General features: G+C 53.6%; 23 protein-coding genes. 11 read left to right on the forward strand and 12 right to left on the reverse strand.

Going from position 1 to position 22916, the window contains the following annotated elements; genetic code table 11:
• Nucleotides 1-220 precede the first annotated feature (220 nt).
• On the forward strand, nt 221-898 hold the full coding sequence (locus MKY64_RS00295; RefSeq protein ID WP_340950388.1) for a YutD family protein: 678 nt from the start codon (nt 221-223) through the stop codon (nt 896-898).
• Between the two features lie 149 nt (nt 899-1047).
• On the opposite strand, the gene MKY64_RS00300 is transcribed toward MKY64_RS00295, so the two are convergent.
• The 4 genes from MKY64_RS00300 to ylbJ all read right to left on the reverse strand — a co-directional run bounded on the left by MKY64_RS00300 (nt 1048) and on the right by ylbJ (nt 6086).
• Nucleotides 1048-2499: a S41 family peptidase gene (locus tag MKY64_RS00300; protein ID WP_036722086.1), complete on the reverse strand. Its 1452-nt coding sequence runs from the start codon at nt 2497-2499 to the stop codon at nt 1048-1050.
• A 34-nt stretch (nt 2500-2533) separates the two neighbouring features.
• A complete protein-coding gene (locus MKY64_RS00305; protein ID WP_340950390.1) occupies nt 2534-3712 on the reverse strand; it encodes a stalk domain-containing protein in 1179 nt (392 codons plus the stop codon).
• Between the two features lie 172 nt (nt 3713-3884).
• Complete coding sequence (locus MKY64_RS00310) at nt 3885-4682, reverse strand: NAD kinase (protein WP_036722084.1); 798 nt, start codon at nt 4680-4682, stop codon at nt 3885-3887.
• 132 nt (nt 4683-4814) lie between these two features.
• Nucleotides 4815-6086, reverse strand: a complete 1272-nt coding sequence (gene ylbJ / locus MKY64_RS00315) for a sporulation integral membrane protein YlbJ (RefSeq protein WP_340950391.1) — start codon at nt 6084-6086, stop codon at nt 4815-4817.
• 441 nt (nt 6087-6527) lie between these two features.
• Here ylbJ and MKY64_RS00320 point away from each other — a divergent pair, with 441 nt between their 5' ends.
• Together MKY64_RS00320 and MKY64_RS00325 are read left to right on the forward strand one after the other, a co-directional pair.
• Nucleotides 6528-6911: a globin domain-containing protein gene (locus tag MKY64_RS00320; protein ID WP_339250957.1), complete on the forward strand. Its 384-nt coding sequence runs from the start codon at nt 6528-6530 to the stop codon at nt 6909-6911.
• 17 nt (nt 6912-6928) lie between these two features.
• Nucleotides 6929-7645 carry a DUF2225 domain-containing protein gene (locus MKY64_RS00325; protein WP_036722075.1) on the forward strand — a complete coding sequence of 239 codons (717 nt, stop codon included), beginning with the start codon at nt 6929-6931 and terminating at the stop codon, nt 7643-7645.
• Between the two features lie 120 nt (nt 7646-7765).
• Here MKY64_RS00325 and MKY64_RS00330 read toward each other — a convergent pair whose 3' ends face one another.
• Together MKY64_RS00330 and MKY64_RS00335 are read right to left on the reverse strand one after the other, a co-directional pair.
• Nucleotides 7766-7996 (reverse strand): hypothetical protein, encoded by a 231-nt coding sequence (locus MKY64_RS00330; RefSeq protein ID WP_036722073.1) that lies wholly within the window; start codon nt 7994-7996, stop codon nt 7766-7768.
• Complete coding sequence (locus tag MKY64_RS00335) at nt 7993-8184, reverse strand: YycC family protein (protein WP_036722071.1); 192 nt, start codon at nt 8182-8184, stop codon at nt 7993-7995. Before MKY64_RS00335 ends, MKY64_RS00330 begins: the two co-directional genes overlap by 4 nt.
• Nucleotides 8185-8289: 105 nt before the next feature.
• Here MKY64_RS00335 and MKY64_RS00340 point away from each other — a divergent pair, with 105 nt between their 5' ends.
• A complete protein-coding gene (locus tag MKY64_RS00340) occupies nt 8290-10089 on the forward strand; it encodes a M3 family oligoendopeptidase (RefSeq protein ID WP_076081557.1) in 1800 nt (599 codons plus the stop codon).
• 353 nt (nt 10090-10442) lie between these two features.
• A complete protein-coding gene (locus tag MKY64_RS00345; RefSeq protein ID WP_076081559.1) occupies nt 10443-10856 on the forward strand; it encodes an O-methyltransferase in 414 nt (137 codons plus the stop codon).
• Between the two features lie 114 nt (nt 10857-10970).
• Here the strand turns inward: MKY64_RS00345 and MKY64_RS00350 are convergent, their stop codons facing one another.
• Both MKY64_RS00350 and MKY64_RS00355 read right to left on the reverse strand, forming a co-directional pair.
• A complete protein-coding gene (locus tag MKY64_RS00350) occupies nt 10971-11204 on the reverse strand; it encodes an alpha/beta-type small acid-soluble spore protein (RefSeq protein ID WP_036701727.1) in 234 nt (77 codons plus the stop codon).
• 102 nt (nt 11205-11306) lie between these two features.
• Nucleotides 11307-12278: an aldose 1-epimerase gene (locus tag MKY64_RS00355; RefSeq protein ID WP_340950393.1), complete on the reverse strand. Its 972-nt coding sequence runs from the start codon at nt 12276-12278 to the stop codon at nt 11307-11309.
• A 447-nt stretch (nt 12279-12725) separates the two neighbouring features.
• Between MKY64_RS00355 and trpS the strand changes: the two genes are divergently transcribed.
• Nucleotides 12726-13715 (forward strand): tryptophan--tRNA ligase, encoded by a 990-nt coding sequence (trpS, locus tag MKY64_RS00360; protein WP_036722062.1) that lies wholly within the window; start codon nt 12726-12728, stop codon nt 13713-13715.
• Nucleotide 13716: 1 nt separating this feature from the next.
• Here trpS and MKY64_RS00365 read toward each other — a convergent pair whose 3' ends face one another.
• Nucleotides 13717-13908 (reverse strand): hypothetical protein, encoded by a 192-nt coding sequence (locus MKY64_RS00365; protein ID WP_036701722.1) that lies wholly within the window; start codon nt 13906-13908, stop codon nt 13717-13719.
• A gap of 331 nt (nt 13909-14239) precedes the next feature.
• Entirely contained in the window at nt 14240-15244 is a 1005-nt protein-coding gene (locus tag MKY64_RS00370; RefSeq protein ID WP_340950394.1) for a metal-dependent hydrolase, read from the reverse strand.
• Nucleotides 15245-15450: 206 nt separating this feature from the next.
• Between MKY64_RS00370 and cyoE the strand changes: the two genes are divergently transcribed.
• Together cyoE and MKY64_RS00380 are read left to right on the forward strand one after the other, a co-directional pair.
• Nucleotides 15451-16383 (forward strand): heme o synthase, encoded by a 933-nt coding sequence (gene cyoE / locus MKY64_RS00375; protein ID WP_036722057.1) that lies wholly within the window; start codon nt 15451-15453, stop codon nt 16381-16383.
• A 31-nt stretch (nt 16384-16414) separates the two neighbouring features.
• Nucleotides 16415-17032, forward strand: a complete 618-nt coding sequence (locus tag MKY64_RS00380) for an SCO family protein (RefSeq protein ID WP_340950396.1) — start codon at nt 16415-16417, stop codon at nt 17030-17032.
• A gap of 107 nt (nt 17033-17139) precedes the next feature.
• Here the strand turns inward: MKY64_RS00380 and MKY64_RS00385 are convergent, their stop codons facing one another.
• Nucleotides 17140-17499, reverse strand: coding sequence for a DNA primase (locus tag MKY64_RS00385; RefSeq protein WP_036722053.1), 360 nt, complete (start codon nt 17497-17499; stop codon nt 17140-17142).
• Nucleotides 17500-17609: 110 nt separating this feature from the next.
• A complete protein-coding gene (locus tag MKY64_RS00390) occupies nt 17610-18788 on the reverse strand; it encodes an MFS transporter (RefSeq protein WP_340950397.1) in 1179 nt (392 codons plus the stop codon).
• Nucleotides 18789-19041: 253 nt separating this feature from the next.
• Here MKY64_RS00390 and MKY64_RS00395 point away from each other — a divergent pair, with 253 nt between their 5' ends.
• The 3 genes from MKY64_RS00395 (at nt 19042) to MKY64_RS00405 (ending at nt 22893) form a co-directional block, all read left to right on the forward strand.
• Nucleotides 19042-19485: a hypothetical protein gene (locus MKY64_RS00395; RefSeq protein WP_036722049.1), complete on the forward strand. Its 444-nt coding sequence runs from the start codon at nt 19042-19044 to the stop codon at nt 19483-19485.
• A 51-nt stretch (nt 19486-19536) separates the two neighbouring features.
• Entirely contained in the window at nt 19537-20676 is a 1140-nt protein-coding gene (locus MKY64_RS00400; protein ID WP_340950399.1) for a transglutaminase domain-containing protein, read from the forward strand.
• Nucleotides 20677-20826: 150 nt separating this feature from the next.
• A complete protein-coding gene (locus MKY64_RS00405; protein ID WP_340950401.1) occupies nt 20827-22893 on the forward strand; it encodes a peptidoglycan D,D-transpeptidase FtsI family protein in 2067 nt (688 codons plus the stop codon).
• The last annotated feature ends 23 nt before the right edge of the window (nt 22894-22916 follow it).

Genomic DNA, 22916 nt, shown 5'->3' on the forward strand with positions numbered 1-22916 from the left:
TTTGGTTTTAATGTTTGGATTTAGATTTAAAAAGGGGGAAAGGACCGATGCTGCGTAGCGGCGAGGTTCTTGGGTGACGTTTGCACCCCCTCACGTTGATGGAGTCATGGAGAGGGATTTTGAAATTGTAGGAGCGGCAGCGGCCGGAAATTCAAAATCCTGCGCAATGACGGCTTATCAACGCCCCCCTAGATATCATTGAAAGGCAGGCGACACACGCTTGATCGTTATAGGTGGAAAAGGTTACGAGCTGATGCTCGATCATAAGGATGGCTGGAACCCTGAGGCTTTTCGCGGAAGATACAGTGAAGTGCTGGACCGGTACGATTATATCATCGGTGACTGGGGCTACAGCCAATTGCGCCTCAAAGGCTTTTACCGGGATAATCACCCTAAAGTGAACCGGGACACGGCCATCTCAGGCATGGTGGATTATATTAACGAATACTGTAACTTTGGTTGTGCGTACTTTGTGCTGCATAAGCTGAAGGAGTCCCCGCAGGAGGGAAGCTTCAAGGATATTCTGATCAAGGAAATCCCGGAGCCGGAGCTAGACGAGGATCTGGAGCAGGATGCTGAACAGGTGGTGACGGTAAAAGAACACCGGGAGCCGCAGACCAAGGGTGCAGGCCGGGAGCATGTAACCAAAGACAGACCGGTGCGTGAGCACCAGAGCCGCAATCACCGCAACAAAGAAGGCCAGGGCAAGAAGAACCATAAAGAGTTCCAGGGCAGAGGCCAGCAAGGCCAACCGAATAATGCCCGGCAGAACAGAGAACACAAAGACAACCATTCCAACCGGTCTAACAAGCAGGCGAATCAGAATAAGCAGGATAGACCGGAGAAGCAGGACAACCAGAGCAGACAGGATAGTAACCAAAACAAGCAGGACAACTAGAACGATAGCCAATGGGGACAGCATGTACCCCCGGTTTCTCAATGTAACTCAAAAAGCCTCTTCAGCACACTAGCTGAAGGGGCTTTTTCTAATTCTATGGGCGGGCGAGAGGGCACGGGCCAAAGGTATGCGAAAAACCTCTGACGATTCTATTTCACAGCTAATTTCAGCTGTTTCAGTGAAGCATTGTAGCTCCATACGAGCGCAGGGAACTTTTTCTTGAAGGCATTCAGCTCGATGAAGGACTCTCCGTCCTGGAACAGCGCCTCCTTGGAGGCCAGGGTGAACCCGAATACGTTACCGGCGCCGGTGGTCAGCATTACCTTTTTATTCTTGGCATCCCAGGAGACCTCATTCTCCACTAGCGCGGCGAGGACACGGGAGGCAGCATACACCTTATCGCCCTGCTTGATCAGACCTACATTTCCGGCAAAAGCAGTGCCGTTGATATCCAGAATATGATGGTCACCAGACGCGACAATCTCTTTCATGCCGGCAATTTGCAGAGCGGTAATCAACTGGGCAGTTTTGCCCTTGACCTCGATATCAGGCGCAAGCCCGATATGGTTGAAGTCCTCCTTGTTCGGAGTCAGATACTTCATGGTGGTCAGCTTCAGCTCGCCGCCGCCGGACATGGGAATCAGGCTCTGAATCCGGGCCTTTCCGTATGAGCGTGTGCCTACAACTGTAGCCAGCTTGTTGTCACGAAGTGCACCGGTTAAGGCTTCGGAGGCGCTGGCCGTATATTCATTGGTCAATACGACCACGGGCACGCCGATCTTGCTGCCGTTCGTAATTGCGACCGGCTTCAGTGTACCGGTCTGATCGGAGGTGTACATCATAATACCGGAATCCATGAACTTTGAGACGATATTCTGGGCGCTGTCCATATAACCGCCCGTATTATCTCGCAGATCAAGAACCAGCGATTTCATGCCGCCTGAACGCATTTTGTCCAGCGCTGCGGAGAATTCCTCATCGGCAGTCTGGGTGAAGCCGTTGATGGAGATATAAGCAATTTTAGAGTTAAGCATCTTGCTGGTTACGGAGCTTGTAGCAATTTCACTGCGGGTTACCGTATAGGATTTGTTAGCTCCGTTTCTCTGAATCAGCAGAGAGACCTTCGTGCCCGCTTTGCCGCTCAGCTCATCGCCGTTCGTATCAGCCACCCGCACCCCGTTGATCTTGAGAATGGAGTCGCCGCGCTTTAGCCCTGCAGCCTCGGCCGGTGAACCGCTCATGACCTCTTCAATATATAGCTCTTTGGCCGTATACATCAGCCGGACACCGATGCCGACATATTCCAGATCGACCTGATGACCGAAGTCAGCAGCCTCCTCCTTCGTGAAGTATTGGCTATAAGGATCTTCCAATGTGCCTACCATACCGTCAATTGCACCGCGGATAAGTGTATCCTGGTCCACACCCTCAACGTTGTAATACTCCAGATATTGCATAATTTCATTGATGATCTCCGTCTTCGAGGCTTGCGCAGCTTCTGTAGAGGCAGCAGCATCTGCCGCTGAAGCAGCAGGGGCCCAGGCGATGGATAGTGCCAGACAGCCGCTTAAGAGTGCGGTAACGATTTTGGCTGATTTCATGAGTTCATTACATCCTTTAGATGAATTTTTGAATTTAGGACTGCGCGTCGAAGCCGATATGATAAGTAGTATCGATCGTCCAGGCACCGCTCTCCGGCTTCGAGAGCAGGAGGATCAGAGACTGGGTATAGGTCTCCTTCGATTCACCGTCCGTAATCACCACTTCCGTATAGACTGCGGCTTCATAGTCAGTGTAATAGAAGACATTGGAGGAAGACACCGCATAGCTCAGATCGTAGGTTTTGAAATAATCACGCAGCTCCTCTTTGTAAGAGTCATCCTCTTCCTTATCGTACGAGGTCATCACGGCAAGGACTGCATCTGCATTGCGGGCATTCATACCCTGGTAGTATTTGCTTAGCGTATCCTTAATTCCGGTCTGATCGCCCTGTGGAAGCACAGCGGGCTTCATGCCTTGTTCGCGCGTCAGCAGCACAGAGGATTCCTGCAGCTCCATTTCGGAGATCTTCCACGCGCCGTCTTGACGGACCAGTGTATATAAATATTCGTACTGCTCATCCGGAGTATAATAACCGCCGGTTCGTACTGCTTTTTCGACAGTATAGACTGTAGCTTCATTACCTGTAACACTGAGGACTTTAAGACTCTCAATCGTGTTCTTGATGTCATATAGCTCGAACTGGGAATTCATATTGCTTACAGCTTCTGGTTTGTCTGCCCCTGCATCGACAATCGAATAGAAGCTGCTGGCCTTCTCTTCATTATAATATTGGTTAGCTAATTGAATGATAGCCTTGATCTCCTGCTCACTGGAGGCGGAGGACGGCGATACGGTGATCTTCACGCTGCGGCTGGCTGCATCCCAGACCGCTGTGCCCCCGGTGGCTTCGGCAATGAAGCGCAAGGGTATGTAAGTGGTCCCGGCGTTCGATACAGGAGCGACTGTAAGCTGCTTGACGGTTCCATTGACGCTGGCCCGCTTGCTGCCTACCTTAAGGCTGATATCCAGCCCTGTTCCGGTGCCGGTTACCGTACCCGTCTTGGAGTCCCACAGCACCTGCAGGCCAAGCTTCTCAAAAACAACGCGGAAAGGCACGAGCACCGTATTATTCTTCAGATACGGAGTCCCTGCTGTGAAGGCAAGATTGCTGCCGTTAATATACACCTTAATGGGTTTGTCTGCGGCAAAAGCGGGAACCGCCAGCACAAGGGCCAGCAGGCTGATGCCTAGCAGGGATACTAATTTCTTCAATAGATTCGCTCCTTCAAATAGAAAACTTTGTAAAATAGAACCATTATACCATTTGGAAATTCCGTCTGTCTATTTATTCTACGGGATAATGCCAGGCTCAGTAGAGTTCCCGTCAGCCGGCATGATAAAGCCGGAGATCGGGAGCATCTCCGGCTTTATCGGCAAATACTAACTAGACCAAGAAGGCCTCCCGGACACGGTTCCAGAACGGGAAAGGGCGGTAACGGGCGAAGCTGATTTTTTTGTCAGCGACCTGAGCACGTACCGAAATCAGATCATCCACCGGAATATTATTATGGTCAATGGTCAGCAGCAGGCGCTGATCCTTGCGCGAGAAGATATCGCAGTGATGATGCTTAGGCAGCATTAGCGGCGAGCCCATGGTGCGGAATACCCGGTTATTAATGGAGGCAATTTCAGCAATCTGCAGCGCCTCGATCGAGGGGTGTACCATAGCGCCTCCCAGACTTTTGTTATAAGCGGTACTGCCGGAAGGTGTGGATACACACAGGCCGTCCCCGCGGAACATCTCAAAGGTCACATCATTAATATCCACCTGGATCACAACCGTCCCGTCCACGCCCTTAAGGGTGAATTCGTTCAGGGCAATGTGCTTGCTGGAGCCGGATTTCTTATGTATTTCCAGTTCGAGCAGCGGGTACTGTACGATACGGGGTTTATGCGGCCCAACCTCTCCGCACATGTAATCAATCAAGGACGGCAGCTCTTCGGCCTGCCAGTCCGCATAGAAGCCCAAATGGCCGGTATGCACGCCAACAAATGCGAGGTTCGGGATCTGATCGATAAACGTATGAAAAGCGTGCAGCATCGTGCCGTCACCGCCAATCGAGATCACGATTTCCGGTGACTTGGCATCCAGCTCCAGATTCCGGCCTTGCGCCAGCTTGTGAAATTGCTCCGCTAGTTGGATGGATAATTCATCTCCGCGGTCCAGAACATAATATCTCAAGGTGTACAGGCTCCTTTGTGTAATTCAGTCATACACCGATCATAATCAATCTTGACCCGGAACACAATATTAGCGCTGTGAAAAGCCGGAATCCGCTTCAGTGTTGCATCAGCAGAGCTGTGACATATCGAATTAGCTGCGGTGCGCATAAGATTGCCGCCACAGCTTCCCGAGCACAAAGACTACCAGAGACAGGGCCAGCATGACTGCGAGCAGAAGGCAGAGCAGGCTGATGCTGCTGATTAGAGCGGCTTCTGGAGCGGCCAGCCCGGAGGCGGCGGGTAGTATGGACCACTGACCAGCCAGTCCCGAGCTGACTACCGGCTTCCAGAGCAGGAGAAGCAGAACCGCTGAGAGGAGGGCATGCACCAGGCGGGCGGCCATGAACGGGAGATAGCGCAGTCCGGTACCGTTCAGGATACTGGCGACCTGTGCATGAACCGACAAGCCGCCCCAGGAGAGGATGAACGCTGCCGCCGCAGCCTTGAATTGCAGCGGCACGCCTCCGGCAGCTTCACCAGCCGACCGGGCGCCGAGCGTCACTTCGAATAAGCCGCTGACCAAGGCGGCTGAGAGCTCAGGCGGGAAGCCGGCCAGCGACAGCAGTCGTCCGGTCATGCTGAACAGGGCGGACATTACGCCGGCACGGGCGAGCAGCTCCATCAGCACATTGAAGAAGACAACCAGCCCGCCGACAACAATAATAAGCTGGAGTGAGGAGGTAATGGCACTCTTCAGCAGCTCGCCGAGACTTCTGCCGTCTACCCGGCGCGCATGTGCCATCGCGTTCAGGGCAGTCCGCAGCCTGCCGGGGCCTTGTCCTTCCGGAGATACAGAAGAGCTGCCTGAATGGGGGAGGGCGGTGTTCGCAGCTGCTGCTTCCGGCCTGCCCCGGCCATGGAAGGACATCAGCAGACCTACGATGAGCCCTCCCCCGTAATGGGCAAGGGCAAGCACAAGCCCCAGAGAGGCATCGTGAAAGAATCCGACAGAGACTGCACCCAGCAGGAAAATCGGGTCCGAGGAGGTCGTGAAGGCGACGAGCCGCTCGCCTTCGATTCTGCTGATCATTCCCTGCTCGCGCAGCTTGGCGGTTAATTTCGCGCCGACAGGGTATCCTGATACATATCCCATTGCTAGGGCAAAGCCGCCGCTGCCGGGTATATTGAAGAGCGGGCGCATCAGCGGATCAAGCAGAGCGCCGAAGAGATGGACGATGCCGAAGCCCAGCATAATTTCAGAGATGACGAAGAACGGGAACAGCGAGGGAAACAGCACATCCCACCAGACGGCGAGCCCGCGCAGCGCCGCATCCAGGGAGCTGGCGGGATGGACCAGCATCAGCAGCATACAGCCCGCCAGCACGATCCCGAGCAACGGGCTTGCGATTTTGTTCAGAGTCATCGGTTTCTCGCCTCCAGTTCTATGCTTAGTTGTATGCCGAAAGCTGGACAAACAGCACAAAAAAAACGAGGAAAACGGTTACATTTACCGGTGCTTTTTCATTGAAATTATGGTATTATAAACTTAATTAATGCACATCTTGTTGAGATAGATTTTCAGGGATGGAGTGATGGTGATGAGTGTAGTTGCCGGAGTGCTCGTTTGTGCTTTTGTATATGTGATCCGGGTCTCCCTTGTCCCGCCTGGTGATGAAGATTTTAGAACATACTGATTAGCTTACGAGCGCTGAACTCCGGTTTGGCGCCTTTTTTTTGTTCAAATTTTTATTTTCATAGGCTTAGCAGGCATGTCTTAAGGCAGGGATAACTGTGCAGCCTGTTTTTTGGTATAATGATAAGCAACTGCTTATCAGATTAATATGGAAGAAGGCGAAACCTCCAAATGAATCCGAAAGAGAGCCTGTATGACAGCCTGGGAGGCGCTGAGGGAATTCGCCGTCTGGTGACTGTGTTCTATGCCAAGGTGCAGCTTCACCCGCAGCTCAGTCCGTTATTCCCTGAAGATATTACTCCGGTGCTGGAGAAGCAATATCAGTTCTTGAGCCAATTCTTTGGAGGCCCTGCCCTGTTCTCCGAGCAGCACGGCCATCCCATGATGAGAGCCAGACATATGCATGTCCCCATCACTCCTGCTCTGGCGGAGGATTGGCTCGCCTGCATGAAGGCGGCGCTGGAGGAGATTGGTGTGGAGGAGTCCCTGCGTACGTTTGTCCTGAGCCGGCTGGCGGGTCCCGCCCATCATTTTGTCAATATGCCCCATGAATAAAGTGTAGTTGTGAAAGGATGAGGGCACCCGTGCCGGAATTAATACCGCTTTACTCGATCAAGGTTACCTGCTGTAACTGTGAACATGAATTTTCAACCTCAAGAGTACGTCCCAGCCTTAAGAAGGCCATCCGCCGCGATGCGGACTTCTGCTCCTATTACAAGGCGGAGAATCCCGATTATTATGTGGTTCGGGTCTGTCCAAAGTGCGGCTTTGCCTCCACGGAGAATTCTGCAGACAAGCTGGCTGACTGGCAGCGCAAGTCCTTCGATGCACAAGTAGGAAGACGGTGGCAAGCCCGCGACTTCGGAGAGAAGCGTAGCTGGGAGGAGGCGCTGGAGACGTACAAGCTGGCGCTGATCTGCGCGCAGAGCATTAAGGACAAGGAACGTATTATAGCCAGCCTGCTTCACCATATTGCCTGGCTGTACCGTTATCAAGGGGATTCGGTGCAGGAGCAGCGTTTCCTGGCCTATTCGCTGGATGAGTATGTGAAAGTGTTCGAGAATGATTCATCCGGTGGTAATGATGCGCGTCTGATGTATCTGATTGGTGAGTTGAACCGCCGGATCGGGGAGTTCGCCGCTGCTGTGCGGTGGTTCTCAAGGGTCATTAATGACCAGCGGATTACGGACGCGGCCATGATCCGGGCTTCGCGCGAGCAATGGGCCATTCTGCGTGAGCAGATGCGCGGGCTGGACGTTGATCCGGACGGGCTTCCCGCAGGTACATAGAAGGCGGAGTGAGGGTGTTAGAGTGTCTATCCGGTATACCGGAACGCAAAAAGGCGTAGAAGGGATGCCTCTTCTACGCCTCTGCCCGCTTAAGCGGGGCGAACTGCCGGACAACCGCGTTTAGCGGACCGCCCGGTCAAACAACAGGTAGTCATTGTCATTATCAATGACGGTGGGACTTGCACTGCAGCAGGGAAAGACCAGCAGCTTTTTTTTGCCGTCACGCACGTGCTGCAGCTCCCGCGGCTTCATCGGCAGAAGCACATTCTCATGGTCGCAGAAGGGGCAGTATTGCACGTACATGTCGCCAAGAATAATGTCATAAGGCCAGGTATGGCTGAAGGGGATCATTGCTTGTCCTTCTCGTCAGAGGGAGCAGGCACGCTGCCTTCGGGGGTCTCGCTAGCAGCTTTCTTGGATAATTCAGCGATCTTTTGCAGCAGGATATGTTGGGGCATATGCATCAGGTGTTCCAGCGGAACGCCGAGTTGTTTCGATAAGGTGATGGCCGTCTCCGGCGATATTTGCAGTGGCTTCATCAGGATGCCCTCCTTACAGTTAGTGGAGTATCATGATTCACTTTACCATGGCTGTACCGCAAATACAAAGAAAACTACTCTATAACGAAGGAATGGTGAGTATATATGAAACAACCGTTATCACTGACATGGGAGCTGGAATCGATTTTTCCGGGAGGCTCTGCCTCCCCGCAGTTTGAGAGCTTCCTGAGCCAGCTCGAATCCGATATTGAGCGCCTGCGCGCACAGGTGGCTGCCGCTGCCGCACCGGCTGATGCGGCTTCAACGAAGGGGCTGGACCCGGTCATTGAGCTGCTGCAGAGCTGTGCCGGACGCCTTACACAGGCCTCGGAATTCGCCGGCTGTCTGGGTGCACAGAATCAGCTCGACAAAGGGGCGGTGAGACTGTCCTCCAAGGTAACGGGGCTGCGCGCCGGTTATGAGGGCATCAGCTCTGCCTTCGATAACGTGCTCCGGCAGACCTCTGACGCGGTATGGGCCGAGTGGATGGCCCGGCCGGAGATTGCGCCGCTGAATTTCGTGCTCAGTGAGAGCCGGAATCTGGCCCGTGAGAAGATGAGCCCGGAACTGGAGAGCCTGGCACTTGAGCTTGCAGTTGACGGCTATCATGGCTGGAGCGAGCATTATGAGACGATTGTCGGACAGATTCAGATTCCTTGTGAAGAAGACGGGGAGCAGAAGCTGCTCTCTGCCGGGCAAGCCTTCAACAAGCTGGCGGATGAGAATCCTGAGGTCCGCAGTACGATGTTCCGCAAATGGGAAGAAGCCTGGGGCGGCGCGGCCGACTATTGTGCAGATACCTTGAATCATCTGGCAGGCTTCCGTCTGAAGCTGTACAAGGGCCGCGGCTGGGAGGATGTGCTGAAGGAGCCGCTGGGCATCAACCGTATGTCCCGTCAGACCCTGGATGTCATGTGGGATGTAATCACGAAGAGTAAGCCTGCCCTGGTATCTTATCTGAAGCGCAAGGCGGAGATTCTGGGTCTGGAGTCACTCGCCTGGGTCGATGTGGATGCGCCAGTCGGCAAGTCCTCCGGCAAAATTCCCTATGAACAGGCAGCCGCCGACATCGTGACCCAGTTCCGCAAATTCAGTCCGAAGCTGGCGGATTTCGCCGAACGCGCCTTCGACAAGGATTGGATCGAGGTCGAAGACCGGGCCGCGAAGCGTCCGGGGGGCTTCTGCGTCTCCTTCCCGGAGAGCAAGGAATCCCGCATCTTCATGACCTACAGCGGTACGCCGTCCAATGTATCCACACTTGCGCATGAGCTGGGCCATGCCTATCATTCCTTCCTGCTGGAGGACCAGCCGCTGTTCAACCAGAACTATGCGATGAACGTGGCGGAGACGGCTTCTACCTTCGCGGAGGTTATTGTATCGGATGCGCAGGTGAAATCTGCGACGGACAGTGAGGAGAAGCTGGCGCTGCTTGAAGCGAAGATCCAGAACAGTGTGGCGTTCTTCATGAATATCCATGCCCGCTTCCTGTTCGAGACCCGCTTCTATGAGAAGCGCAAGGCAGGTCTGGTAAGCAGTGAGGAATTGTCCGCGCTGATGGAGGAAGCCCAGAAGGAAGCCTTCTGCGGGGTTCTTTCCGAATATCATCCTCATTTCTGGGCGTCCAAGCTTCATTTCTATATCACAGATGTGCCGTTCTACAACTTCCCGTATACGGTAGGGTATATGTTCAGCACCGGTCTATACCGGCTCGCGCTTGAGGAAGGGGCTTCCTTTGCCGGTAAATATGACAGCCTGCTGCAGGATACCGGAGTGATGACGCTGGAGGATCTGGTGTCGAAGCATCTGGGCGTTGATCTGTCCAAGCCGGATTTCTGGCAGGGGGCTGCAGATTTAATCGTTGCCGATATTAATGAATTCCTGGAAATGACGGAACAACGCGGCTAAGAATTTGTCGAAAATGAGACGAAATGCTTTTTTACAGTAAAATGATGGCGGTTGAATATGGTGTGAATGTGCAAAGACCCCGGTTAAGGGGTCTTTTTATGCTGTTTATTTGTCGATAAATGGCGACAAAAGTTTGTATATTGCTATTAATACTAAATAATTTGCGCATTTATAGGGATTATAACCCAATTATGTTGAATAATGTTGTGCGTGTTTAATTAGTATCCTATAATGAGCCTAAAGCCTTATATAAGCGCTGCTAGACCCACAAAATTCAAACAACTGCTTACGAAGCAAGTGTTGTGTGAGGCAGAGCCATGAGGCTGCATCACCCACAAGACTTTTAGGAGGAAATGCATGTGAGGACGGAACAATTATCGCTTGCAAGACAGATGGATCTGGTATTTCATGAGCTGCAGGAGGAATTGTCAGGACTGAATTCAGGGACCGTATTTGTACAGATCAGGAATAATATCATCGGCAAGTTCGGGGTCCGCCACAATCCGCTCGCCGGACGCAGCGGAAGCTTCGCAGCCGGGCAGGAGGGGCTGACTTCAGGCCAGCAATCCTCATTCCGCGTCATGGCGCTGGAGAGCCTGAAATATAAAAAACGGTGGACACATGGAGAGATCAGCTATGAATTTGCTGTACGCCAGGGGATGGTGGTGGTGGATGCCACGCTGGAGTCCAATTACAATATGGCGAATCTGATGATCCGCTATCCGCGCAACAGCCACGGCGATGTCTCGGATCAATCCTTCGGCTGATTCTATATACATATAGAAAAGCCCCCCTGCGCTTCGACGAGAAGCGCGGGAGGGCTGTGAAGCTGCTCGGTCTATGCCTCACGGCTTAGACGGTTTGTAAAGATAAGGTAGCGATTACGAACGACCGGACAGTTGTTGCTCTGCCAGTTGCACCAGACGTTTGGTGATATATCCTCCCAAAGAACCTGTTTCGCGGGAAGTATAGTTCCCATAATAACCGTCAGCCGGGATAGTTACTCCAAGCTCTTGTGCTGCTTCATATTTCAACTGCTGCAGCGCTGCATTCGCTTGAGGAACGACCAGGTTGTTAGAACGGCTACCACGACTTTGTTGACCTGCTTGACCCATGTGTGCTCACCTCCTTCGCCCGTTGTGAAGATAGTATGAGCGCGGGAGGGAGAATTCATGCACGGATGTTGAAGTTTTATAGGATGGTAATTATTATGAAATTTATCGTTCCGGGTAGATCATCTGCAGGGTGCCCCCCAGCACCAGCGTCTGTCCGGGTTCAAGCGTGATCAGCCCGGTAGCGGAGGCGTCCTGCTGGAGATTAGGCGCATCCGGGAGCCAGGTGAGCGGTTCAATGCACAGGAACTGGTCGGCCTCGCCTTTGGTATAGAGAATCCAGTGGCGGAAGAAGTCAGTATCGGCTGAGTAACGCAGCCCGTATCCATCATCGCGCATCAGCACGGCCTCGGCAGGCTGGCCCTCTGCTATACGCAGGACGGTATCCAGGTCCGCACCTTGAAGATTCAGCCGGGTATGCAGGCTCGTAAGCTCTCCGAGCGGCAATAGCTGGCCGGTAGGCAGGAGATCCTCACTCAGCTCGCAGACGGCTCCGGCAGGAAGGGTTACATTCCAGCGGGACGGCGTTCCGTCAAGCATGAACCAGGTATGGTAGCCTGCGCCAAAAGGAATACGCTTGCTGCCGAGATGAGTGACCTTGAGCGTCTGCTGCAGCCGGTCATCCTGAAGCCGGAAGGTCATTTCAAGCTTCAGCGGCTCAGGGAATTGTCTGATCCACTCCGGATCATCTGTGGTTATGAACTCAGTGGTGACCGCGCAGCCGAACTCGTCCTCCTCAATATCACTGACACACCAAGCCTGGGCGCGGTGCAGCCCGTGAATATGATGTTCTCCCGCATTCCGGTCGAACTGGTAGCTTGTGCCGTCGAACAGGAAGCTTCCGCCGCGTATGCGGCCAGGCGGCACAAGAAGCGGAAGGCCGAAGTGATAAGGCTTCTGCATATATGATGCCAAGTCGCTTTCTTCAGGCTGACGGAGGATCTGCCGCTCCATGGTGCGGTCCCATAATGAAATTACGTTATTACCCAGCCTGGGCAGAAGCGTGACTTCCAGTTCCCGGCTATGCAAAATATACGTATCATAACCGTTCCATTGCCCTTTGGTCACCTGTTTCATAAGAGATATGCTCCTTTGATAAGCTGTAATCGGATTACATACACACGAATACCTTTATCATACCAGATTTATCCGGCGGAGGTTAGGGATTTGACAACTTCTCCAGGCCGATCTATGATGGAGGCATCAATTAACACAAGTAATGCGATGACAGGGACAAGTAAGCATGGACTGTACCTCCAGAAAGCCGGTGGCTGATGTGAACCGGTGGTGCACCTCTGACTGAATGGACCCTTGAGCGCCGCGCTCGAACAGGCTGCAGAAGCCCTAAGTAGACCGGCCGTCTCTTCCCCGTTAACGGAAGCCAAGGCTGTTTGCATAGATCCCTCCGGGGACTCCAGGCAGCGAATAAGGGTGGTACCACGGTCTCACGTCCCTTGCGGATGTGGGGCCTTTTTGCGTTCCTTGCACCAGCGGACAATTTTAATGATGATGGAGGATAAGAGGATGGCTAAAAAAGTATTGTCGGGCATACAGCCCAGCGGTTCACTCACACTCGGTAATTATATCGGGGCAATCAAGAATTTCGTCAAGCTTCAAAAGGAATACGAATGTTACTTCATGGTGGTCGATCTGCATGCCATTACGGTAGCCCAGGACCCCGCAGCCCTGCGCGAGAATTCGGAATCGGTAGCCGCGCTGTATCTGGCAGCAGGCATTGATCCATCGATCGCGCATGTCTACATGCAGTCCCATGTGCCGCAGCATGCCGAGCTGGGCTGGATTCTGACTACGCTCACTGCCATGGGTGAGCTGGAACGGATGACACAGTTCAAGGATAAGTCGGCCGGCAAAGAATCCGTAGGCGCAGGTCTGTTCGTCTATCCGTCGCTGATGGCCGCCGACATTCTGGTCTACAATGCGGATCTGGTACCGGTAGGCGAAGACCAGAAGCAGCATCTGGAGCTGACACGTGACCTGGCGGGACGCTTCAATCACCGGTTCGGTGACTTCTTCACCGTCCCTGAGCCTTACATTCCGGAGGTCGGGGCGCGGATCATGTCCCTGGATGACGGCACCAAGAAGATGAGCAAAAGCGATCCCAACCCCGGCAGCAGAATCGGACTCCTGGACCCGCCTGATGTAATCCGCAAAAAGATTAGCCGGGCCACAACGGATTCCGGCCGTGAGGTTATTTTCGACCCGGCGGCTAAGCCGGAGATCAGCAATCTGATGAGCATCTATGCCGAGTGCTCGGGAATGAGCCTGCAGCAGATTGCCGACAAATATGAAGGCCAAATGTACGGCGGCTTCAAAAAAGAGCTGGCTGAAGTGGTCGTAGCGCTGCTGGAGCCAATCCAGCAAAGATATCAGGACATCCGCAGCTCAGGGATGCTCAGCGATATTCTGGCTCAGGGTGCCGAAAGTGCACGTATAAGTGCCGCCCGTACCCTGGAGGGCGTGAAGGAACGGATGGGCTTCCTGCCTACCCGTTAAGTTAAGGGGTAGGCTGGTTGCTCTCCGCCTTGCGTCTCAGCCTGGCCTTGACGATGAAGCCCCAGCCGATGTTAAGCACGCACAGCGCGCCGAGCAGCAGCGCCAGCCAAATGTTATAGCTGATCGAGATGGAAGCTGCTGTGAGGAGTAGAATTGAAGAGCAGGCGAACCACAGTGACAGACCTTTACCCATATGTTCCAGCCTTCCTTTCTGCTTCAAATAATGTACAAGTGAATCCCGGTGTGCCTCGCAGCATGCCGGGATTTTACGTAAAGTGAGCGTATATAGGCTTTGACCTGTAAGCGCTTTTGAAATATAAGAATGTAAATGTTTCACACTGTGCATTGTCTTTATATTTCTCGCTGAAAGGGTACCGTCCTTTAAAAGGACGGCAAAGCCTTTCCACTTGTTGTTGATTGTGACTTATGCGGTCCCGGACGTCAAGAGGGTTGCCCAAGGCAGCCATTTCCTTCCTGGCTTCCGGGGCAACCCTCTCCATGGTGATTATCGTTTGCAAATCATACTACAGCTTGACGGTTCCCGGATCAACGGCGAAGCGCTCATCCAGCTTCTCGCTGCTCAGCCAGCCGACATAAGTATTCAGCGCTTTATACTCATGGTCCATTACCAGCACAGCCACGAACGGGAATTGCTTACGGTGTAAATAACGGACATCTCCCCAGCGTACAATATAACCAGAGGGCAGCTCCTCCACCTCCGCGACAGCGTACGAGGTGAAGTACAGGAAGGCCTGAATATCCGGATGGGATTTGGAACGCTCGACAGCGGGGTGAGTGGAGCACACCGCATGCTTGAACCATTCCAGCCGTCCGCTGTTCAGCAGCCCGACATTGTAGCTTCCGTCCGGCTTAGCTTTGACCAGATTCCACCGCGTTGGCGAAATGGTTGGGATCACATAGTAACGGTCGCCTGCATTATGGTGAACATCCTTGTTCTTGATGCTGCGGGTAATGCGGGCATGAACGAGGGTCCGCCAGATGTAGTACAAGACGATGCAGGCATACAAGGTGATGAACAGGGGAGCGGGCGGCACCAGTCCGCTGATCCAGAGAATAATCGCCGCTGCATGGCTGCCGAAGATAAACGGATCGAAAATATGGATGATGTTCCAGGCGATCCATTTCTCGGTGAACGGGCGTGCGGCCTGAGTCCCGTAGGTGTTGAACAGATCGGAGAATACATGGACGGCAACGCCGATGAAGCTCCAGAGTGCGATATGGCTTAAGGTGCTCAGGTCCGTGAAGCCGAACAACGGCCCGATGACCACGGTGATCAATGCCGGCCACAGCAGTAAGAAGGGCAGGGAATGGGTGATCCCCCTGTGATTGCGGATGTATACCGCGTTATCCTTCAGACGCAGGGCGGTATCGGCATCCGGTGCCTGAGAAGCCAGTACAGTAGCTACCATCACCGCTCCGGCAAGCGTTCCATTCGAAGCGACGAGCGGATCGACGAAGGACAGACCTGCAAGTCCAAGTCCCATAACAAAATGTGTGGCAGTATCCATTAGTCAGATCTCCTTTGTACGGAAGTTCTCTATTAATAACTACCCATTATTGGGCTAAGTTATTTAAGGACGGGAAAATAAATATCGTCACGTAATTGTCGAATTAATGAACATCTTGGTCAATGATTGTCAAAGTCTTTCCCAGTTTGCTATGATAAAGTTAATAGCGGAGTGTAAGAAGTTCCCTAGAAGGAGGAACCCGATACGTGGACAATCAATTGAGATATCAAGCTTCTTCTGATTCCGCATCAATGTCTGCCAAGTCTCCACCGGAAGGTGCAAGCTGGCGCGACTTTATTACCGTTACAAAGCCCGGGATTATCCGCTCCAATCTGATTGCGGCATTCGCAGGCTACTGGGTGGCATCAGGCTGGGATGTACAGTATGGCCGCCTGATTCTGACTTTGCTCGGCACCATGCTGGTCATGGCTTCAGCCTGTGTCTTCAATAATTATTTTGACCGCGATTTGGATATGAAGATGGAACGGACCCGGGAACGCGGGCTGCCTACAGGAAGGCTGAAGCCGACAACGGTTCTTATCTATGGCATTGGGCTCGGCATTGCCGGGCTGGGCGTGCTGTTCGCCTTCTGCGGCGTACTAGCCGGATTATTCGGCATAGTCGGCATGTTCGTATATGTTGTAGTGTACACCCTTTGGCTCAAAAGAACCTCCACCTGGAGCACCTCGGTAGGTGCGATCTCGGGAGCCATGCCTCCTGTCATCGGCTATGTGGCTGTTACAGGAACAGTGGATCTCGGCGCCTGGCTGCTGTTCGCAATGCTCTTTTTGTGGCAGCCGCCCCATTTCTGGGCCCTTGGCATCCGCCGCAAGGAGGAATACAGAGCAGCAGGATTTCCGCTCCTTCCGGTTGTGAAGGGGACGCGCCGCACCAAATTCCAGATGATTCCTTATGTGGCATTGCTGCTACCGGTGCCTGTGCTGATGTACGCCTATGATTATGCAGGTATATATTATCTGATTGTATCACTGGGACTGTCGGTGGCATGGCTCTACTTAACTCTAATCGGATTCAAGGCAAAGGATGATGAGGTATGGGCGAAGAAAAGCTTCCTCTTCTCCATTAATTATCTGACCTTAAGTCTGATTGCCCTGGTGCTGAATACCATTCACGTGTAAGTATTCTTAGGATAGAGGGGGAGGGCGTCCTGTGCAGACCTTGAAGCGCTACAAGTGGACCTGGCTGCTGCTGCTGATTGCAATAATTATGGCTGGCTATCTGGCAGTCCAATCCTTTGGGTTCGGTGAGAAGAAGCTGCCTGTCATAGGTCAGGTACAGGACTTCTCTCTGGAGAATGTGGACGGGAAGCAGATCAGTCTGGCGGATACGGCAGGCACAGCAAGGCTGGTCTATTTCTTCTTCACGGTCTGTCCCGATGTGTGTCCGATTACCACCTATATGCTGTCAGAGACGCAGGATATATTGGTTAAAGACGGCAGCTTCGGCAAAGACGTTGAATTCGTCTCGATATCTTTCGATCCGAAGAATGATACAAGGGAAGCGATCAAGGCCTTCGCCGACAAGTTCCATGCCGATTATAACGGCTGGTACTTCCTGCGGGGGGATCAGGAGCAGGTACGCAAGCTGGCAGCGGAGTCCTTCAAGGTGCTGATCTATGGCACGAGCAAGGATGATTTCGCCCACGCGAACCTTATTGGCCTGGTGGACAAGAACAACCGGCTCCGGGGATTGTACGATGCCGGGGATACGGAGAAAGTAACGCCGGAGTTCCTGGCCAGAACGGTTAAGAAGCTGGCCCGTGAATAGCACAGGAACGCAATAAACGAGGGTGTCCGTGGAGCAGTGGAGCTGCTGCACAGGACACCCTCGTTTTGTGGTGAAAGGTTAAGAATGTATATGCTTCATGCGATGAATTATCCTTCTATACCCTGCGGATACGGCTGGGGGTAAATAATGAAATCTTCAAGTCCGGCCTTCTCCAGCTGGGTGATGTTATATTCATCCGGAGTCCCTTCCACGCCGGCATAACCCTTGCGGGTATACATATGAATGGCATCGGGAAAGGCATCACGCAGGACTGCACGGATTTTTTTGCCTGAGCTGTCATTGTCCATGTACAGGTAGACTTCCCCGTCCCGGATGGTATTCCGCAGGGATTCCAGCTTCAGGGTATTCAGCGTACCGAAGGTGCACAGAATGTCGACCTCTGGTTCAAGCAGCCGCCTCAGTCTGCTGCGGTCGTTCTTGCCTTCGACAATAATGGTGATGGACATATGCAATCAGCCCCCGGATCTTAGTTGTTATGACGATATTGTACCTAAGCTGCGCTATTTTTAACAGCTTGGCGGAACAATATGTATTCATTCCCCGGGAAATGTCGCATTCAGGCGGCCGGGCTGTTCCAGCCGGGAGCGTAGGAAGAGAGACGGCCGGATCTGCCCGGAGGCAGCAGCATAAGGGCTGTCATCAGCAGCACGAAGGCGATGAAGTACGGGGACACGTACTCCCTTAGCTGCCCGGCAGCGACGGGTCCGGCGAAGGCTCCGAGGGACATGGCGATGGATTGCAGCGAGAAGGTCCGGCCCAGCCGTCCTGCGCCGCCCAGACTGATGAAGAGGGAGGCCATAGCCGGGAACAACACGCCTTTGGCAGAGCCGAGCAGGAAGAGAATCACTCCGGCCGGGATGCTGCGGAAGGCAGCCAGGGTGAAGAAGCAGAGAGCCATTCCCAGCAGGGCAGCGGCAATCCGGATGCCCGGCGAGAGGCGGTTCAGGAAGAACAGGCAGAGGGTCGCCAGCGCTCCAAGGCTGAGCAGGGAGAGCAGAATTCCGGTAGATACCATCCCGTCTTGTCCTTGTGACAGCGGAAGCTCGAAGAACAGTACGCCCTGGGAGCAGGATACGAAGAAGGGCAGCAGATAGTAACGCCTGGAGACAGCAGGCTGGCCGGTAGCGGCCGCCCCAGACGGCAGATTCTCCTTCACCGGGAGTACTGGCCCCGGCAGGGCCAGGGCCGGATTATGCTTCGGCACACTGAAGAAGGCCATCACACCGGTGAAGATCAGGAGCCACCCCAATGTACTGAACGTGCCGGAGTAACCGGCTTTGGCGACGATGAAGGCTCCGGCGGCAGGGGAGACAACCGAAGCTAGCGTGTGAATAATTCCGTTGCCTGACATGTATTTACCCTGGGTCGCAGGGTCAGACGAGAGCGAGGCCAAGAGGGTCATACAGGCAGGGGAGAGGAACGCCAGAGCGAACCCGCTCGCTGCCCGCAGCAGGAGTAGATGCCAGGGCAGCTGGGCATGCGCCTGCAGAAGCAGGATCAGACCTGCTACAGTAAGGGCGAATACGATATAGCGGCGGCTGCCGTTGCGGTCTACAAGTACACCGGCCAGCAGATTGCCCGGGAGGTGGGTCAGGGAATACATCCCCATCATCCAGCCGATGAAGGCCGGGCCCGCTCCCAGGGACATGGCAAAGGGTGTCAGGATAGGGTACTGGGCATGTAAATCGAAGAACGCCAGGAACATGAAGAGGTACAGCCACATTGCAGTTTTCACGGATAACACCTCCAGATTAGCGGCCAGCCGCTGATGACGGAACGGATTCCAGCAGAGGGAACAGCCTACTTGTACTTTACGTGCGGCAGCGGGGGCTTATACCATTTTCTTGGCCAGCCTCTGTATGCAGTTCTGCATTCCGGCAACCATGAATTATAAAGGTCATTCATGTATAATAATTAATATTAATGAAATGTCTGACGGGACAGCGTCCCGGAGTGGCGAAATTTGCGATTGGGGTGTTGTGAAATTGATGAATCCGGAAGTGTGGTCACAGTTTATCAGAGAGAATTGGCTTGTTATCGTTATTGCGCTTGTCCTGCTGTTCGCAGTCGTTAACATCGTTAAGACTATGCTGAAATGGGCTATCGTCGTCGTTATTGTGGTGGGGTTATTCATTTATAGCGGGGTGACCATGGATCAGATCGGTAATGCCGTTAACAAAGTGGCGGACGGGACAGTCAGCACGCTGAAGAATGAGGCGCAGGAGGTTATGCTCAAAGAAGCGCAGGAGGCGGTCTATACCTCTGGCGGTGACGGCACCTTCACCATCACTACTCCTAATTTGGAGGTGAAGGGCTCTGCTGCAGAGGACAAGGTGGAAGTGGTCTTCCGCGGAGTCAGCCTCGGGAAGTGGAGCGTTACGGATACAACCAAGACCTTCATCGACGAAGCCCGGAAGCAGGCGGGCAAGTAATAGTGCAGCGGGCTCAGGGTTACCTGCAGCAGCAGAAGGAGGAGTGATTCATTGAATACCTGGATAGAAAGTCTTCGTGAAGCCAATATCATCTCCATTGTTCTGCTGCTGATCGTCCTCTTCTCTGCACTGCAGGGCTGGGGCCGGGGCTTCCGCAGAGCAGCCGGAGGGCTGTTCGGCATGCTCGGATCAGGAGTGCTTGCGGCAGCTTCGCTGGTGATGGCGATTCCCGCAGCCGTATACCTCTCGCCTGCTGCCGGGAACTGGGCTTCCGGCATTACTCCGCCGGAGGACAAGCTAAGCCAATGGCAGCAGCTATATTATACCGGTGCCTCTGTACTGGCGAATTCACCGGTAGTGCGGTTTCTGTTGCTGCTCTTGCTGTGCTATACCTTGATTCGTCTGCTGCTGGGTCTGCTGTTCCTGCTGCTGCCGTTTCGCCTGCCGCGCCAGTCCGGGAGGGGTTCGGGGCGGATCACAGGCGCCAGCCGGCTGGTCGGGGCAGTGCTTGGCACCGCCGCAGGGCTTACCCGGGCCATGGTGCTGGTCTTTGTCCTGTTCATCAGTGTCGCCCTGAACCCGGACAGCGGCTTCAGCCGCTATGTGCAATCATCACCGGTCTACAGCCAGAGTGCGGAAGCGGTATTTGAGCCGCTGGCCGGTGAACAGGTCAGAGGCAAGCTTCCGGTACTGACCAAGGCGGTAGCCGCCGAGATGAGTGACATTCTCCGTCGTAAATATGAGGTGATTGACCATGATATTTCGGCGGATATTGCCGGTGCAGCCGCAGAGATCGCCGGACAAGCAAGCGGCGATGAAGAGAAGGCCAGGCTGCTCTATGACTGGGTAGGCTCGCGTATTGCCTACGACTATAACAAGGCGAAGAATTATGAAGAGAGACGGATCTGGCACGAGCAGACCCCGCAGGATACGATGGATACACGGCTTGGGGTATGCATTGATTACGCGCGGCTCTATGCCATGATGGCCCGCTCGCAAGGTCTTCAGGTGCGTGTCGTCACCGGCAAGGGCTATGACGGTCAAGGCGGTTATGGCCCGCATGCCTGGAATGAGGTCTATATCAGCAGCAGCGCAGCCTGGATTCCGCTCGATTCCACCTGGGCCAGCAGCGGCAACTGGTTCAATCCGGGGGATTTCGACTCCACGCATATCAAGGAAAACGTCCTCTGAGAAGGAAGCGGACGCTCTTGTATCTATGGTACAATAACAGCGGGCAAGTGGAAACGGCTGTGCCGTCTTTTCAAAGGACGGTACTGTTAGCTCTTGCCCGTGATCTGACGGATAAGCAGTACTGCAAACCATACAAGGAGAGGACTTGCTGTGAGATGGTTCGGTAAGCCGGGCTCCGGCCCGGGTGATGGAGAGACCCGCAACTACCTGAGCTTACGCATAAATCTGTTTTTCTTCGGCACTTTTTTTATTTTTGTGATCATTATGATCCGGCTTGCGGGACTGCAGTTTGTAGAGAGTCCCGAGCTTAGCGAGGTGGAGGCCAGCCGGGAGACCAAGGATGTTCCGCTTGCGGCGATCCGGGGGACTATTCACGCGGCGGGCGGGGAAGACATCGCCCATTCCACACCGATTCAGTCGCTATTCGTTACGTTAACCCAAGAATACACCGCGAAGGTCAAGAATAAGAACACCGGCTTATATGAACCCACCGCTGAAGCCAAGGAGAATACGAAGGCGCTGGTGGCGGGGCTGTCATCCGTTTTTGAACAGTATGGGGATCCCTCTGCGAAGAAGCTGCTCAAGGAGGATATCCTGCAACTGCTGGACCTTGATTACAAGAAGTCACTGGGGTATGTACCGCGCAAGATCAAGGCCGGTCTTACGATGAAGGAAGTCGCCCATCTGATGGAGAACAGGCAGCGTTATCCCGGGGTGTCAGTGGTGGAGGAGAGTATCCGCCATTATGACAAGGACACGGTGGCTGTCCAAACGGTTGGTTATATGAAGCAATTCCGTTCTACAGAAACAGGATATAATTTATACAAAAATATCCGCAGCGCCATGAAACAAACGGGTGCGGACCCGGGACTTAGCTACAGGGAAGATGAGTTCGTCGGCATCTATGGTCTTGAACAGCAATACCAGCGCGAGCTTAGAGGGAAGAACGGGTATCAGACGATCTCAGTCAATGCCCAGAATATGGCCGAAGAGGTTATTGCGTTGGTCCCGCCCGTCAAGGGCAACGATATCTGGATGACGATTAACAAGCAGGTGCAGATGAGCACAGAACAGGCGATTATGGATCAGCTCAACTGGCTGCACCGCAACCCTGTACAGGGGAAGCTTCATAAGGATGCGCTCACCGGCTATGCCGTTGCGATGGAAGTCGATACAGGCAATGTAGTGGCAATGGCGAATATGCCGGACTATGATACGAATGTCTGGAATGCCGAGAGGCTACCGCCAGAAGAGTGGGCCAAAATTGAGGACTATTATCAGAACGGGACGATTACCGATATTTCCTCCGGTATCTCCGGCAACGGACTGAAGTCATTGATCTACCTGGGTTCCACGATTAAGCCGTTAAGCGTCCTGATCGGTCTGGAAGAAGGCTTATTCACTACCGGTGATACTTACATGGATAAAGGAATTGGTTATTTCGGTAAAGATAACAGCTCCTCCGTGAGGAATTCCTCCGGCCATGTCCTGGGCCCGCTTAGTCCGGCGAAGGCGATTCAGGAATCCTCGAATGCTTTTATGGTAGAGTGGGTCGGTAATGCCCTGTACAAGAAGTATCCGGGAGAAGGCATTGCCATATGGGATAAATATATGAAGGCATTCGGGCTTGGGGTATCTACGCAAAGCGGGCTTCCGGGTGAAAGTCCCGGGGTTGCCGATTATCTTGATCCCAAGAAGGCAGGCTCTGCCCAAGCGGCGCTGGTCTATGCCTCCTTCGGCCAGAAGGGGAAATACACCGCACTGCAGCTTGCCCAGTATACGGCAACACTTGCGAATGAAGGCGTGCGGATTAAGCCCCAGCTCGTCAGTAAGATTACAGATCCCGATGGGAAGACGGTTAAGCAATTTGGACGGGAAGTCCTGGACAGCATCTCGTTTCACCCTTCTTACTGGAAGGAGATCAAGCGCGGGATGAATACTAAGGTTAAGGCGTTTGACGGATTCCCGTATGACTTCGCCCGCAAGACAGGAACCTCTGAGATGGAAGCCTTCGGGGCCATCCGTGACAACGGGGTGTTCATTGCTTATGCTCCGCGTGAGCATCCTAAGCTTGCGGTGGCCGTGATTATTCCGGAAGGCGGCTTTGGAGCGAACAGTGCCGCACCGGTAGCCCGCCGGATTTTTGAAGCCTATGACCAGGAGTATGGACTGGATGGAGTCCCTAAGAAGAATGTGCCAGAGTCAAGGGTGGATTAAACGGTTTATTTTGATGTAGAGGA

Origin of the sequence: Paenibacillus sp. FSL R7-0210 (assembly GCF_038009085.1) — a bacterium.
Classification (GTDB): domain Bacteria; phylum Bacillota; class Bacilli; order Paenibacillales; family Paenibacillaceae; genus Paenibacillus_AQ; species Paenibacillus_AQ silagei.

Excerpts from the sequence above, each read along its gene's own strand:
- MKY64_RS00300 (WP_036722086.1), bottom strand. The coding sequence starts at position 2,499 with ATGAAATCAGCCAAAATCGTTACCGCACTCTTAAGCGGCTGTCTGGCA.
- ylbJ (WP_340950391.1), bottom strand. The coding sequence starts at position 6,086 with ATGACTCTGAACAAAATCGCAAGCCCGTTGCTCGGGATCGTGCTGGCG.
- MKY64_RS00320 (WP_339250957.1), top strand. The coding sequence starts at position 6,528 with ATGAATCCGAAAGAGAGCCTGTATGACAGCCTGGGAGGCGCTGAGGGA.
- MKY64_RS00325 (WP_036722075.1), top strand. The coding sequence starts at position 6,929 with ATGAGGGCACCCGTGCCGGAATTAATACCGCTTTACTCGATCAAGGTT.
- MKY64_RS00330 (WP_036722073.1), bottom strand. The coding sequence starts at position 7,996 with ATGATCCCCTTCAGCCATACCTGGCCTTATGACATTATTCTTGGCGAC.
- MKY64_RS00335 (WP_036722071.1), bottom strand. The coding sequence starts at position 8,184 with ATGAAGCCACTGCAAATATCGCCGGAGACGGCCATCACCTTATCGAAA.
- MKY64_RS00340 (WP_076081557.1), top strand. The coding sequence starts at position 8,290 with ATGAAACAACCGTTATCACTGACATGGGAGCTGGAATCGATTTTTCCG.
- MKY64_RS00345 (WP_076081559.1), top strand. The coding sequence starts at position 10,443 with ATGCATGTGAGGACGGAACAATTATCGCTTGCAAGACAGATGGATCTG.
- MKY64_RS00350 (WP_036701727.1), bottom strand. The coding sequence starts at position 11,204 with ATGGGTCAAGCAGGTCAACAAAGTCGTGGTAGCCGTTCTAACAACCTG.
- MKY64_RS00355 (WP_340950393.1), bottom strand. The coding sequence starts at position 12,278 with ATGAAACAGGTGACCAAAGGGCAATGGAACGGTTATGATACGTATATT.
- trpS (WP_036722062.1), top strand. The coding sequence starts at position 12,726 with ATGGCTAAAAAAGTATTGTCGGGCATACAGCCCAGCGGTTCACTCACA.
- MKY64_RS00365 (WP_036701722.1), bottom strand. The coding sequence starts at position 13,908 with ATGGGTAAAGGTCTGTCACTGTGGTTCGCCTGCTCTTCAATTCTACTC.
- MKY64_RS00370 (WP_340950394.1), bottom strand. The coding sequence starts at position 15,244 with ATGGATACTGCCACACATTTTGTTATGGGACTTGGACTTGCAGGTCTG.
- MKY64_RS00385 (WP_036722053.1), bottom strand. The coding sequence starts at position 17,499 with ATGTCCATCACCATTATTGTCGAAGGCAAGAACGACCGCAGCAGACTG.
- MKY64_RS00395 (WP_036722049.1), top strand. The coding sequence starts at position 19,042 with ATGAATCCGGAAGTGTGGTCACAGTTTATCAGAGAGAATTGGCTTGTT.